Raw genomic sequence first — 13,059 nt, forward strand, 5'->3', positions numbered from 1 at the left:
TAGACGGCCCCCTGTGGGCCGTCTAATCACTGACTATGATGTTACTGAATTCTGATTTTTCGCAGCGTGCGATCGTCACCCCGGATGATTATCAGTGGATACCTTCTCCCCAGCCCGGCGTTGAACGCTTGATGCTTGACCGGATTGGTCTCGAGCAGGCCCGCGCAACCAGCCTTGTCAGGTATGCGCCCGGATCCAAATTTCCCGCACACAGCCATCCCGGCGGAGAAGAGATTCTGGTGCTCGACGGTATTTTTACCGAAAACGGGGTCGACTATCCTGCCGGCTGGTATCTGCGCAGCCCGGACGGTTCTTCTCACCAGCCCTCAAGTCGCGACGGTACAACCATTTTCGTCAAGCTGCGCCAGATGTCTGCCGATGAGCGCCAGCCGGTCAGGATAAATACGCAGGAGGCAGCTAACTGGCACGGTCAGCCGCAAAGACAAGTCTGCCCTTTATTCTCCGGTGCTTCAGAAACCGTTCAGCTTCAGAAGCTTGCTCCGGGCGAGCGGATCTTCTGTGCACCGCTTGTTGGCGGAGCAGAGATCCTTCTTCTGCAGGGGGAACTCCATGCGCCGGAAGGTTGCTATGGGGCAGGAAGCTGGCTGCGGTTTCCACCGGGTGATATGCCAGCTCTGATAGCCACCGCCTCTGGCGCACTTTTTTATCTGAAAACGGGACATCTCAGCCCGACAACCCTGACCGGAGCGACATTATGAAGCAGAGCGCTGTTATCATTGGTGCGGGCATAAGCGGCCTTTATGCCGCCACGCTGCTTGAAAAAGCGGGTGTTGATTATGTGATCCTTGAGGCTCGTGACAGAACGGGCGGGCGCGTGCTGTCTGGCCTGGAACTGGCGGGCACCTCCGCTGGCATTCATGTAGATATGGGAGCAGCGTGGTTCTGGCCTGATATTCAACCGGACTTCGCGCAACTGATCGAGCGGCTTAATCTTCCGGTAATGTCGCACGGCCGTCCGGGTGACATGCTCTACGAACGCCAGCTGGATTCGCCCCCCGAACGCTACCCGGCATGGGAGAGCTCCCCGGCGTCTTTCAGGCTTAAGGGAGGAATGCAGGCGCTGACGGCGGCACTTAAAAGTCAGATCCCGGCTGAGAAGATTAAAATCGGCCATCAGGTGGTGGCGGTTTCCCGGGCTGGCAAGGAAGTGCAGATCCATACCCGGTCCGAAGGCAGTAAAAAAGCCGTATTTTCCGGTGAGCATGTCTTCCTCGCTTTGCCTCCTGCCCTGGCAGCTAAAATAGATTTCAGACCGGCGATGCCGGAACAGGTACTGTCAAACTGGCGGAAAATCCCGACATGGATGGCTCCCCATGCAAAATATGTCGCTGTATATAAAACAGACATATTGCATGAGCGGCAGCTTTCAGGGAATGCAGGAAGCCGCGTGGGGCCAATGGTACGTTCAACGTTTAGAAAGAGCGAGAAACAGCGCCGGCCGTTAAGAGCGCATCTATGGAAGAACGCGCCATCAAGTTAGCCAGGCAAAAAGCGCACTATAAGCTGCACAATGCCGAACATAAGGTATATGAAGGCTACAGGGATTTTTTACGCCGCCAGATCGCCGCTACGGCCGTTTCCTGACGATCTGCGAGGCGGCAACTACTAACGCACCAAAACAGCATCAGATTACAACTGCGCTGCTTAATTAATATTCAAAAAAGTGAGCGGCGCGTTAAAAAGCTTGGGATAAACTGCCTTTTTTTAGGATAACTGGGATAAACTCAGTTTTATAAGTAATTGATAATATTGTTTTATTTTGAGGTTATCCCGTTATCCCAAGAAGAACGGTACTTTTCTGCTTATATAGAAAATTGAGGAAGACAGGGTAGATGAGTCATCTTCACATAAGAAATTAATGATTTACCATGAGAGGATGATTTTCATTTAAGAAAACTACATGATGAAACCGACTTTTAATCAATTAATAAGCTTTTGTACTGTGGCAGAAGTGGGGAACATTGGTCGTGCGGCGGAGAGGCTGAGCATTTCACAGCCTCCCTTGAGCAGGCAGATCGCACAGCTTGAAAGCAACGTAGGGGCGAAACTTTTTACCCGGGATGCGAAAGGCGTGAGGCTGACAATTGCCGGTGAACAATTTTTAACAGACGCTCACGCAATCTTGGCCCTTATGCAACAGGCCTGTAATAACGTGCGAGCAGTAGCGGATGGACAACAGGGATTTTTGAAGCTTGCGGCGACTATGTACGCGTCCTACAGCGTGGTACCGCAGGTCGCCATGCGACACAAAGCCAGTTACCCCGACGTTAAGTTGCTATTTAAAGAGCTGGTGCCAACGGACTTAATTAGCGCCTTACAGGATGGGAGCATTGATGCGGCAATCTCATTTGGAGAGCCCACCACGTCAGATATTAATTCTCTTGTGATTTTGCAGGAGCCATTAATAGCAGCTTTACCGGCCAACCACCATTTCGCTGATAACGAAGCGTTAAACCTGGCTTGCTTGGGGGACGATCAGTTTATTACCGTGCCTCGAGCTATGGCACCCATGCTGTACGACACTATTCTAAGCCAGTGTCAGAAAGCGGGTTTTAGCCCTCATATCGGATTAGAGGTATCAAGCCAGCAGACGATCGTTAATTTCGTGGCTAACGGATTTGGGGTAGCGCTTATTCCGGCAAGTATGCAGCATGCGCAAATACGAGGAGTGGTTTACAAAGAACTCGCAGGAGCAAATACGGTACAGAATGTTTTAATGTGGAATGCGAGAAACAAAAACCCGAGCCTAAAGCGGTTTTTAAGCCTGTGCCGCGAAATCCGTGACGAACTGAACACAGCACAGGCTGGAGAGTAATTAACCTTTGCTGATCATGATTTCAATCAACCCGGGCTTGCCGCTGGCAATCGCGGCTTCGACTGCAGGAGCTATATCACAGGCGCGATGAATTTTGCAGGTTTCCAGCCCCATCGAAGCGCCCAGAGCCTGGTAATTAATGGCAGGTGCGATTAAATCCATAGCGATGAACCGATCTGTCTGGGCTGAAGTGTATTCATCCTGCGAGCGCATGAAGTTTTTAAGAACGTTATATTCAGTATTATTCATCACGATAAACGTGACGGGTAATTTCTCATGCGCAGCTGTCCACAGCGCCTGTGGGGAGTACATGGCAGCCCCATCGCCGACAAAACACACCACCGGAGCTTTACCTAATCCCAGGGAGTAACCAACCGCTGCAGGCATGCCCCAGCCCAGACCGCCGCCACGCATGAAAGCATATTGATCGGCTTTAGGACTGTTCAGTGCTTTACGTAAGCCCCCCGACGTCGAAATAGCTTCATCCACGATCGCCACATCTGGCCCGATTGCACGCGCAGCCTCGAACGCAGCCACTACCGGAGTGATTACAGCTGCGTTGTATTGTTCGTTAACCAGCTCCTCATGATTCGCTTTGTCAGCGTTAAATTTTGCCTTGGCCTCATCAAAACGGCGCAGGTAATCAGAGCGACGATCCGCGGTGGTTTTGTGCAGGTGAGGTAACAGCGCATCGAGAGAAAGCGCAATATCACCCACAACAGACAATTCACTAACGTAAGTGCGCCCCAGATCGCCAGAATCGGCGGATAGTTGGAACACCTGACAGGATGCTGGCACCGCGTCACCTTCTGAATACAGGATAGTGATAAGGGATTTTCCACCCAGCGCAAAGATCGCATCATATCCGGAGAGCGCCTTATTAAGTTCCGTTGCTTTCGTCGTGAGGTTCCCACGCCATAGTGGATGGGCGGTAGGGTATGGAATACGGCTAGGCCACGTTGAGCCGTACACGTCAGCCGCGAGCATTTCAGCTAGATCGACAACCTGTTTAGCCGCCTGGGACTGGCTGATCTCGTCGCCTGCAATGATTGCCACTTTACCAGGGGCAAACGCCGCGAGTTTTTCAGCTAGCAGAGGCAGAGAACTCGCAACAGATTTATGTTCGATATTAGACGGAGAGCCGATGTTAACAGTGCTCAATTCCTCCATTACATCCATTGGCAGCGACAGGAAGGCCGCGCCTTTCGGGGCGGCGTCGGCATCATGAAATGCACGACGCAGCAACACGGGAAGCTGATCCGCGCTGGTCACTTCACGCGCCCATTTAACGGCAGGTTTTGCGATATTACACAGATCGCCAAGCAGCAGGGGATCGGTCATAAAGTGCCGCGTATCCTGCTGGCCAGCCGTGACCACTAAAGGAGTTTGAGAGCAGGCCGCATTAAGTAAAGCGCCCATGCCGTGACCCAAGCCGCCCGCCGTGTGGAGGTTGAGGAAACCAGGCTTGCCGGATGCCTGGGCATAACCGTCAGCCATTGCTACGGCACTAGCCTCCTGGAGAGCCAGAATATAGGACACTTTAGGGCGGCGTAAAAGTGCATCCATTAACGGTAATTCCGTGGTGCCCGGGTTGCCGAAAATGTATTCAACTCCTTCACTTTCAAGAACTTCTAATAGTACATCACCACCACGGCGAGCGTTTGCATCCTGTACTTTTGTTAATGTATTGGACATTTTAATTCACCTGTTCATTCAGTTAGTTCATTAACCCTTTTGTCGTGTGGAGCAATGTTAATGACAGGCTGACTTCCGTATCAAATGCTATAAAAGTAGTGGCTTATACCAAAAAAGGTATGGTTGCTGTTACTGGTACTCACTAGGCACAACCAGCGTTATTTTCCCGCTTGCCCTGTGAACTGAAAGATACGGTAGATAGATGAGTTAGCAGATGGCAAGCGGGGCCAGAAATTGCCCTAACAGAGATCTAATATGTATAGGAATGTGTATAGTTCTTGTTTTTAAAACTCAAGAATTGGCTTTGTCGCTGGTTTGGTCTTGGTTTGTTATAAGCCAATGCCGGCGGATCATTTTTCGCACCACTGGGCCAGAAAGCATGTCGGTAGCGGGCCAGTGACAAAGCGTGTACTGGAAAACAGTGACAAATGGGTACTTCTGGAGTGCATACACCACCGGGCCTTTCTTCAGCTCAACGGCAATAGCAATCCTGCCTTTCGCTCTCTGGTGTAACTCATTGAGCCAGATATCAAGTGTCTCAGGCGTATGTTCAATCATATGAAATATGCGATCACCGTTTTTAAACTGAACGCAGGTATATTGTTTTTTATCCGCCCAGTCCAAACCAACATGAGCAGCAAACTGATCTTTCGCAGTCATCACCAACTCCTTTTTATCGGGGATTGGTATGCATTCCACGCTCTTCGAAAAAAATATAGTCAGCAGTTTTTCTGCATGCCCTGAGTATTCGTTAGCGAACGTGGAGCACTTACTGGCTCGAAAGCAAAGCGGCAATCATCAAATCACATGATTCTGGCACAATATTCCTAACCAATACGCGCATACCCTGAATCACTTAATAGTGTAAATCTCAGGGTGTGAATGACTATATCTGGCACAAAGCGGACAAGCTCACTGGGCCAAAGGTCTGCTGTGAGCGAGGATAGGACATTCCGGTAAAGTGCATTTTTTTAAATTCATTCTTCATAACATTTTTTTGACGTTGTCTAACCAGTCTGGAAGATGCTCTCTATACCAGTTTAGATAAATGGGAAATGCAGCCTTTTGCCGCTTTTGAAGTAGGGTAATCACTTCCGTGACAATCCAGGCTTTGGCTATAGCAATTTCTCTGGCCAGATCTATGATATTTTTGTGGGAGGATAGCTCGCAATAGCGTTCTGAAAGGGCCATAAACATTTGTTTTTTCCCCATTCCCTTTATAAGGGGAGCTAGGTCGATAGCAGGACTCCCTTTGCCAAATCTTTCCCAGTCAAAAAGAACTAAATCACCGTTTTCTCTCATTCCCCAGTTGCCTGCGTTGCTGTCGCCTGAAACCAGGCTTTGGTAGCCAAATAACTCATTACTACATTGCTGAAATCGTCGTAGCTGCTGTGCACTTTTTTCTGGTAACGCCAAAAGCACGAGAGAGTTTTCTAACGCTTTTTCTGTCCATGTATGAGTGTGATAAAGCCATTCAGAATGCGCAGGATAACGATGCAGGCGGCCCAGCATAGCTATGGCATAATCATTTGCCACATTGGCTTGTTCAACCGAGTAAGGAATATACTCCATACTTAATTGGCGTAAGGCTGCATCAGCAGACAAGAGCTTAGGAGTTGCAACCACTGCCTGATTAAGCTCTGTTGCCACGTATTTATAAAAGGCCCACTCAACTTCGCTGACAGGCCACTTCTCTATAACTATATGATCACAATCACTGGTATTCAGAGCCACTCTGGCAGTGCCCATTTTGGATAAATCCATGGCAGACATGCACTATCCCTCCAAAATTAGCGGATTGGTTGTTCTTGTTTATTAAGTGTAATGCAAATAGGTAGTGGTGCGGATGAAGTTATAAAGCACCATTCCTAATTTGCGCGTATGGCAACGTCCGCTCCTGGCACAAAGCGGACATATCTATCACAGTCACCTCATTCAGTGTTTGTACTCTGGCCACCAGACAATTTCCAAATCAAGCAGTCGCCGCAAACGATCTTTATCGGGTACTAAAAATGGAGCACTACCGACACCAGACTATATGCGAAAGCGCTTCTCCAACCTGGACAGGATAAAGTATCGGGAAAACTGGCAGGTCATCGATATAAGTGGCTGGCCTTTACGGATAATGTTTTTGCTGATTTTGAGCGGGGAAAGATCGTCATCAAACACATCAGCACACACGCAGAGTGTGACAAGCTCACGGACCTCTACCGCAGAACGAAAGAATGAATTATGCAGCAGCCATCAAAGCGGCAAATGATCTGACAAACGAGCTCCCTTTCCTGGGATCAAGCCCGTCACGACAAGATTATGAGGATGCGCTGACACTTGTGGAGTATCTGATTGAGCATGACCCCGATAGCCCGCTGGTAGAATTGCACAGCCAAAATCGATAAGTACGAAAACGAGTCCCCGGAGTTTGCAGAATTTAACGCGCGCGCTGCCAGCATTCCGTCAGGTGTTGCGCTGCTGAGAACGCTGATGGATCATTACCAACTCACTCAGAGCGACTTTGAGAACGAGATTGGCAAGAAGTCTCTGGTGAGTCGGATCCTCAACGGACAGCGCACGTTAACGGTGGATCATATGCGCGCGCTGGCGAAGCGTTTTGGATTGCCAGTGAGCGCGTTTGTGGGGAATTGATCGAAAGCAGGTTAAGGTGACAGGGAATTAATGAAGACATCCTAACGCTTCCCCACTCCCTTTTCCTGGTAATTGTCTGCGGCACACCATCTGTTACTCTGGCTGAACTCAAGGAGTGACAAGGATAAGAGATGCTGAACCCAGGATTCGTTACCCGCAAAGCGCTTGCTAACTGGCAGGATGTTCCCGCTTTTCTCCCCCAGTTCCAGTTTCATGAAAAACACCAAATGGTCATCCACACTTCCCACCCTGAAAATATTCTGCCGTTGATTGCAAACTTTGACATTCGTCAGGATGCCGTGATTCGGCGGTTAATGTCTTTGCGGCAAATACCGAAAAAATTATTACGGAATAAACAGGCCGGGTCGATGAGTAACTTTGGGTTGCACAGTTTTACCCTTTTGACCCAATCAGCGTCAGAGATCTGTTACGGGTTAAGAGGACAATTCTGGCGTACAGATTTCAACCTTGAAAACATGCCAGATGCCAGCGCTTTTCAGACGCCAGTCGCTGCGGGTAAAGCAAAGCTGCTGCTGCGCTATCAGGTAACGGAACGCGCACCAGGCCAACATGAGCTCTCCACGGAAACCTTTGTTTATTGTCCCGACAGAAGCACTCAGCTAAAAATGACAGCTTACTGGCTGGTCATTCGGGCAGGCAGCGGCTGGATCCGTAAAAGAACGCTGAAGGCACTTAAGTCGAATATTGAAGGGCTGGAGTGAGATGCTAACGAAAACGTTACAGCGTTAATCAGCAACGCTAATGCCATTTGGTCTCAAACCGCCAGCTGATTGTAAATAACCTTCTTATACGTTGAGCTCATCACAGATGGCATGTATCGTTTGCGCCTTAAGCCAATTGTGTACAATACGTTATGGAAGATACTGATAATGGATTTTAGATTTAGATTAATTACAGCAGAAGATCGCCCTTTTATGGTGCAGATGCTTTATGAGGCAACGATAGCCTCTGAACAAACATTTGATATAGATAATATTGAAAATTTTCCCCATTCATATGCATATATAGAAAATTTCCCTGAAGCGGGCGAGGTGGGTATTATTGCGGAATCCACAGATGGAACTCCAGCAGGGGCTGCCTGGCTCAGGAATTTCCCCGAAGGGGACAAACCTGGGATTTCGGGTCCTGAGTTAACGATTGCTATTGCTCCGTCATATCGGCGACAACACCTGGCTAAACGTATAATGGCGCAACTTTATCAGGCAGCCAATGCGTTAAATATTAAAACGCTGAAGCTGGGTGTTTATCAAAAAAATGTGCCTGCCCTTGCGTTTTATAAAAACGATGGCTGGGAGCCAGATGTTATCTTTGGCGATTACGTGATGATGAAGCGCGCTATTTAATCGGCGCTTATTAAAAAGAATTCCGTCGAGGTAATGCCCACTGTCGAGCACGACCCCGACATTAACGCTGGAGCATATGCGCGAGCTGGCGAAGCGTTTTGGAGTGCCGGTAGGGACATTTGTGGGGAATTGATTAGGATGGAATTCAACCAGGTGTTAAGTAAAAAAGTGACGCAGCTATTCTGTTCGCCGTTGAAGTTGGCTCAACAATTGTGCCCTCTGCACGAAACGGCTCTGCATAACCATAAATAATATTAGGTTATGCATCAGTTCTTTGAGGCAAAGCTGTTATCGGATATGAAAATTTAATAGTTACCACACCCTATTAATAAAGCCGGCATAATCCGGGTTATAAATCTAGAAACTCTGAAATTAATGACTGAACTTAAATATTTAAGCCAGACTCTGACTTTGAGCTTTCAAAAAGACAACCTCACCACCGATAATTTTAGAAACAGCCTCTTTACTTTCATGCAAATAATTCTTCTAAAATTCCGAGAACGAATCAGCGACCAACTCAACCTCTTTATCATCCATCAGAAAAATAAACACCTTCCCTAATGAATCATCAGATTTGAGAGATAATAGAAAAGTGTTCCCACCGTCATCATAAGCAAAAGGAACCATATTCTTTAACTCGCCAAACGACTCGATAAGATCATGATAGAGTTGCTCAATTGGCAGGTCACCATATTTTATAGGGTTAAAACCGCCAAGCATAAAAGGATTACCCTCTTCATTATCATGAGGATACCCACCATTATTTTTAAGATAAAAATCAAGAAATGATGCGGGAAGATGGTGATCAAAGTACGCATTGAACGCGTTTATTTCGTCTACAGTCAGTTTATTTTCTGAATCAGTAAGATACATTAGCATTTTCCTCCAACGGTTCTGCGGGCACGTTTTCTAGCTGGATGAGTATAGGCATTTCCAGTGGCAGCCTTGTACTGACTAACGCCACCAGTATGCGAAATTCCCTGATGAGCACTATGTTTAACCAACTGCATAGTCCCTTTGTTAGTTTCAGGATTATAATCATCAAGATGGTGCCAGACATAAACACTTGGCGTAGTTTTTTGATTCAATCCAGCCTCTATATTTCCAACATGGAAATCTTGCAAATAATCTCCGGTATATTCAATAGAAACAACAGGATTAATGCCAGCTTTATTATACAAGTCATTACTTCCCGAATAATCCAACCCACCTGTAGGGATTTGATCAACAGTACTGTATCCACGCTCACTAAGCTTAGCGATTGGATCGATGGCAAGACCCAGCAGCTCAATCCATCCCCACGGATTAGCCGCATAATGATAAAGGTTTCAACCACCATTCAACCAAAACTGATCCTGTACAATAAACCGACCGCCCTGTAGGTCATAGCAGCGAAACAGGTTATAGTACGGTCCAGATTCACCGTCAGCTTGGCTTTGTTGAATAAATCAGATTTCGGGTAAGTCTCCCCCGTAGCGGGTTGTGTTTTCAGGCAATACGCACGCTTTCAGGCATACCTGCTTTCGTCATTTTGTTCAGCGCTCGTACCAGGGCCATAGCCTCTGCAACCTGACCATCGTAGTCACGCAGTGTCAGTGAACCCCCGAACAGCTGTTTTACCCGGTACATCGCCGTTTCCGCTATCGAGCGACGGTTGTAATCTGTTGTCCATTTCCACCGCGCATTACTCCCGGTCATTCGCTGATTAGCCACTGCACGGTTACGGTCTGCATATTCACCGGGCCAGTAACCCGCACCTTTTCGGGGAGGGATAAGCGCGCTGATTTTCTTACGCCGCAGTTCATCGTGACATAGCCGGGTATCGTAAGCGCCATCGGCGGCGGCTGACCTGATTTTCCGGTGGGTTTGCCGGATTAACCCGGGGAAGGCCTCTGAGTCCGTAACGTTGTTCAGCGACAGGTCAGCGCAGATGATTTCATGTGTTTTACTGTCAACGGCGAGATGCAGCTTACGCCAGATACGGCGGCGTTCCTGGCCATGCTTTTTGACTTTCCACTCGCCTTCACCGAAGACCTTCAGCCCGGTGGAATCAATTACCAGGTGTGCGATTTCACCCCGGGTGGGCGTTTTGAAACTGACATTAACCGACTTTGCCCGCCTGCTGACACAGCTGTAATCCGGGCAGCGTAGCGGAACGTTCATCAGAGAAAAAATGGAATCAATAAAGCCCTGCGCAGCGCGCAGGGTCAGCCTGAATACGCGTTTAATGACCAGCACAGTCGTGATGGCAAGGTCAGAATAGCGCTGAGGTCTGCCTCGTGAAGAAGGTGTTGCTGACTCATACCAGGCCTGAATAGCTTCATCATCCAGCCAGAAAGTTATGGAGCCACGGTTGATGAGGGCTTTATTGTAGGTGGGCCAGTTGGTGATTTTGAACTTTTGCTTTGCCACGGAACGGTCTGCGTTGTCGGGAAGATGCGTGATCTGATCCTTCAACTCAGCAAAAGTTCGATTTATTCAACAAAGCCCGTCAGCTTATAGCCCGGCATAGCGAAACGGCTGATGTGTTTCACAATCCGTGAAAATCCTTTGCTCTGATGATGTACCTCGCAGCATTCGCCAGTTATCACGAAATCGATTTGGCCTCTTAGGGAAGTAAGAGGTTGAAAAGAGTTGTAGTTACAGCGTGATTCTAAGATGAATATTGATTTTATCTGGAATCGGTCTTTTCATCCTTTAGTTATGCGTCTATTCACTATGTCATTCACATAATGTTCAATCGAAATATTGTGCTCCCGATTAATCTGAGAAATGAATGCGCTAAGATGCTCTTGCGATGCATGAAGGGTAGTGGCAATAAGGTTATCAAAATCGTTCTGAGTAAATCGTTTGTGTCCCTTCAACGTCGAGTGCTGAAGCAGAGTGTGTGCGGTCACTTCCATGACGGCCCGCCGGTAATGATCGGACAGCAGGACGTCAAGATCGGTCTGACGAATATCAAACTCAAAATAAAAGCTGACAAATCCAGATTCAACAGGTAATGAATAAATCAGTTTGTCGCCTAATTGCTCAACGTAAGGTTCATATCCTTCTCCCATTACTCGCGTAGTCTGCATAGAATCCCTCTCCTTTCATTCATGATGATTAATTCAATTAAATAAATACACAGCATAACCATTTTAATTCTTGCATAAAATATCTGTAAGAATCAGAGAGAGCACCCCTTTGAAAAAAAATAATATTATCGCTGACTCTCTTTTGAACGAAAACAATTTACCCATAAAAATAATTATAAAACGCATTAAAACTTTCATTACCGATAAGAGGCACAATTCTTTTCCGCAACTCATCAATAAAATCATCTTTTACTTCGTCATTATCATCTGCTATATCAAAGATATCATATTGACCATATACCAAATCAATAAGCTCAGCCAATGAAAATATAAATCCAGAGAGACTACAAGCTATTTTAAATGGTTCAATTACATCATAACTTGCATAAATAGGGGTATTCCCTTCATCGACAACCGCAATTATAGGTTTACCTCCACCTAAATCATCACCAATAACAAGGTAATTTTTTAGTAAGTACTCATAACCATTTTGAGCCTTTAAGAGCTCACTGACTGAGTGAAGCTTAATTGGCGCGAAGCCTGTTTCAATCTTTAATTTTTCAGGATTATAATTTTCATATAAAAATTCCACCTCTGTCGAACGAGGTAAGTTGGACGGGAAGGCATTGTCCAGATCATTGACGGTTCTGAAACTCCCTGACAGCGAGTATTTATTGCAAATGACAATAAGTTGTTTAAATGCTTTTTCAATCTCATCCACCATTGTCTCAAACGCACAATCTTTGAGGTTTATTTTTTATACTTTGCAAAGCAAGTAGTTAATGATAAAATAATATATCCCATTGAACTTTAATTTAAATGAATTATTATAATCCGGGAAAATATTTCCCCGGATCATTTTGGCTAATTTAAATCATACTCACATTAATAAATAGGGTCTGCAAAATCTATTCCTTTCACATTACTCTTAGAAAGGAACTCTTTAAATTCATTTGAAATAATTATGCAAGATTTATATTCACTACATCTTGCCATACTAAAATCTTCAATAACATTTTCTTTGAAGACTATTTTACTAAACTTCCTTGGACCATGAGGTAAATAACTTAATATAGGTTGACTTTCTGAAGCTTCCATATCAATGCATGAAACCTCTCTTAGTATATTAATTATTTTATACCCTTGATATTGGGTTTCATTTATAGATACAGTTGCGTCAATAAGTTGAACATCAGTCCGAAAAACATCGTGGCAAGAAATTAGTGATGCTAGTCTGGGTGATATGAATATAGGCCCATCACTATAATAAAAATCATATGCAAGCAGTGCCTTCTCACTCACCTTAGATTTTAATTTAAAAAAATACCCCTCGTTAATTTCAATTGATTTACATTGCGAGAAAGCACTTCCAGATATGTCAGGGTGCTGGTATTCAAACCAATAACTATTGGGGTAATCAGAAGCAATTCGTAGTTCATACATA

General features: G+C 46.2%; 13 protein-coding genes and 3 pseudogenes. 7 read left to right on the forward strand and 9 right to left on the reverse strand.

Going from position 1 to position 13,059, the window contains the following annotated elements; genetic code table 11:
- Positions 1-35 precede the first annotated feature (35 nt).
- From O1723_RS15920 to O1723_RS15930, 3 genes are all read left to right on the forward strand, one after another.
- The gene (locus O1723_RS15920; RefSeq protein ID WP_023336871.1) at positions 36-719 is read left to right on the forward strand and encodes a cupin domain-containing protein; all 684 of its coding nucleotides are present in this window, start codon (positions 36-38) and stop codon (positions 717-719) included.
- The gene (locus O1723_RS15925) at positions 716-1,501 is read left to right on the forward strand and encodes a flavin monoamine oxidase family protein (protein ID WP_014882902.1); all 786 of its coding nucleotides are present in this window, start codon (positions 716-718) and stop codon (positions 1,499-1,501) included. Before O1723_RS15920 ends, O1723_RS15925 begins: the two co-directional genes overlap by 4 nt.
- A 420-nt stretch (positions 1,502-1,921) precedes the next feature.
- On the forward strand, positions 1,922-2,836 hold the full coding sequence (locus tag O1723_RS15930; protein WP_023338151.1) for a LysR family transcriptional regulator: 915 nt from the start codon (positions 1,922-1,924) through the stop codon (positions 2,834-2,836).
- Here the strand turns inward: O1723_RS15930 and O1723_RS15935 are convergent, their stop codons facing one another.
- The 3 genes and pseudogenes from O1723_RS15935 to O1723_RS15945 form a co-directional block, all read right to left on the reverse strand.
- Positions 2,837-4,531, reverse strand: coding sequence for a thiamine pyrophosphate-binding protein (locus O1723_RS15935; protein ID WP_014882900.1), 1,695 nt, complete (start codon positions 4,529-4,531; stop codon positions 2,837-2,839).
- 346 nt (positions 4,532-4,877) lie between these two features.
- Positions 4,878-5,191 (reverse strand): annotated as a pseudogene (locus O1723_RS15940) (IS110 family transposase); the annotation flags it as partial.
- Positions 5,192-5,515: 324 nt separating this feature from the next.
- Positions 5,516-6,304 carry a phosphotransferase family protein gene (locus O1723_RS15945; RefSeq protein ID WP_032665307.1) on the reverse strand — a complete coding sequence of 263 codons (789 nt, stop codon included), beginning with the start codon at positions 6,302-6,304 and terminating at the stop codon, positions 5,516-5,518.
- A 146-nt stretch (positions 6,305-6,450) separates the two neighbouring features.
- On the opposite strand from O1723_RS15945, the pseudogene O1723_RS15950 reads away from it, so the two are divergent.
- From O1723_RS15950 to O1723_RS15965, 4 genes and pseudogenes are all read left to right on the forward strand, one after another.
- A pseudogene (locus O1723_RS15950) lies at positions 6,451-6,760 on the forward strand (type II toxin-antitoxin system HigB family toxin).
- Positions 6,757-7,174: pseudogene (locus tag O1723_RS15955) on the forward strand (helix-turn-helix domain-containing protein). The pseudogenes O1723_RS15950 and O1723_RS15955 overlap by 4 nt, the downstream one beginning before the upstream one ends.
- Positions 7,175-7,305: 131 nt before the next feature.
- Complete coding sequence (locus O1723_RS15960) at positions 7,306-7,896, forward strand: hypothetical protein (RefSeq protein ID WP_014882897.1); 591 nt, start codon at positions 7,306-7,308, stop codon at positions 7,894-7,896.
- A gap of 168 nt (positions 7,897-8,064) precedes the next feature.
- Positions 8,065-8,538 carry a GNAT family N-acetyltransferase gene (locus tag O1723_RS15965; protein ID WP_014882896.1) on the forward strand — a complete coding sequence of 158 codons (474 nt, stop codon included), beginning with the start codon at positions 8,065-8,067 and terminating at the stop codon, positions 8,536-8,538.
- Between the two features lie 486 nt (positions 8,539-9,024).
- On the opposite strand, the gene O1723_RS15970 is transcribed toward O1723_RS15965, so the two are convergent.
- The 6 genes from O1723_RS15970 to O1723_RS15995 form a co-directional block, all read right to left on the reverse strand.
- Entirely contained in the window at positions 9,025-9,411 is a 387-nt protein-coding gene (locus O1723_RS15970) for an SMI1/KNR4 family protein (RefSeq protein WP_014882894.1), read from the reverse strand.
- Positions 9,411-9,719, reverse strand: a complete 309-nt coding sequence (locus tag O1723_RS15975; protein WP_248190753.1) for an HNH endonuclease signature motif containing protein — start codon at positions 9,717-9,719, stop codon at positions 9,411-9,413. Before O1723_RS15975 ends, O1723_RS15970 begins: the two co-directional genes overlap by 1 nt.
- A gap of 307 nt (positions 9,720-10,026) precedes the next feature.
- The gene (locus tag O1723_RS15980; protein WP_000654804.1) at positions 10,027-10,995 is read right to left on the reverse strand and encodes an IS5-like element IS903B family transposase; all 969 of its coding nucleotides are present in this window, start codon (positions 10,993-10,995) and stop codon (positions 10,027-10,029) included.
- 233 nt (positions 10,996-11,228) lie between these two features.
- Entirely contained in the window at positions 11,229-11,615 is a 387-nt protein-coding gene (locus tag O1723_RS15985) for a hypothetical protein (RefSeq protein ID WP_014882892.1), read from the reverse strand.
- 157 nt (positions 11,616-11,772) lie between these two features.
- Positions 11,773-12,339, reverse strand: a complete 567-nt coding sequence (locus tag O1723_RS15990; protein ID WP_023336865.1) for a hypothetical protein — start codon at positions 12,337-12,339, stop codon at positions 11,773-11,775.
- Positions 12,340-12,500: 161 nt separating this feature from the next.
- Positions 12,501-13,058 (reverse strand): imm11 family protein, encoded by a 558-nt coding sequence (locus tag O1723_RS15995; protein ID WP_023336864.1) that lies wholly within the window; start codon positions 13,056-13,058, stop codon positions 12,501-12,503.
- Position 13,059: the final 1 nt, after the last annotated feature.

It is taken from the genome of Enterobacter cloacae complex sp. HYC080_NIDB (assembly GCF_056673325.1).

What these genes read in the sequence shown, in the direction of transcription:
- O1723_RS15920 (WP_023336871.1), top strand. Translation starts at nt 36, where the DNA reads ATGATGTTACTGAATTCTGATTTTTCGCAGCGTGCGATCGTCACCCCG.
- O1723_RS15925 (WP_014882902.1), top strand. Translation starts at nt 716, where the DNA reads ATGAAGCAGAGCGCTGTTATCATTGGTGCGGGCATAAGCGGCCTTTAT.
- O1723_RS15930 (WP_023338151.1), top strand. Translation starts at nt 1,922, where the DNA reads ATGATGAAACCGACTTTTAATCAATTAATAAGCTTTTGTACTGTGGCA.
- O1723_RS15935 (WP_014882900.1), bottom strand. Translation starts at nt 4,531, where the DNA reads ATGTCCAATACATTAACAAAAGTACAGGATGCAAACGCTCGCCGTGGT.
- O1723_RS15945 (WP_032665307.1), bottom strand. Translation starts at nt 6,304, where the DNA reads ATGTCTGCCATGGATTTATCCAAAATGGGCACTGCCAGAGTGGCTCTG.
- O1723_RS15960 (WP_014882897.1), top strand. Translation starts at nt 7,306, where the DNA reads ATGCTGAACCCAGGATTCGTTACCCGCAAAGCGCTTGCTAACTGGCAG.
- O1723_RS15965 (WP_014882896.1), top strand. Translation starts at nt 8,065, where the DNA reads ATGGATTTTAGATTTAGATTAATTACAGCAGAAGATCGCCCTTTTATG.
- O1723_RS15970 (WP_014882894.1), bottom strand. Translation starts at nt 9,411, where the DNA reads ATGTATCTTACTGATTCAGAAAATAAACTGACTGTAGACGAAATAAAC.
- O1723_RS15985 (WP_014882892.1), bottom strand. Translation starts at nt 11,615, where the DNA reads ATGCAGACTACGCGAGTAATGGGAGAAGGATATGAACCTTACGTTGAG.
- O1723_RS15990 (WP_023336865.1), bottom strand. Translation starts at nt 12,339, where the DNA reads ATGGTGGATGAGATTGAAAAAGCATTTAAACAACTTATTGTCATTTGC.
- O1723_RS15995 (WP_023336864.1), bottom strand. Translation starts at nt 13,058, where the DNA reads ATGTATGAACTACGAATTGCTTCTGATTACCCCAATAGTTATTGGTTT.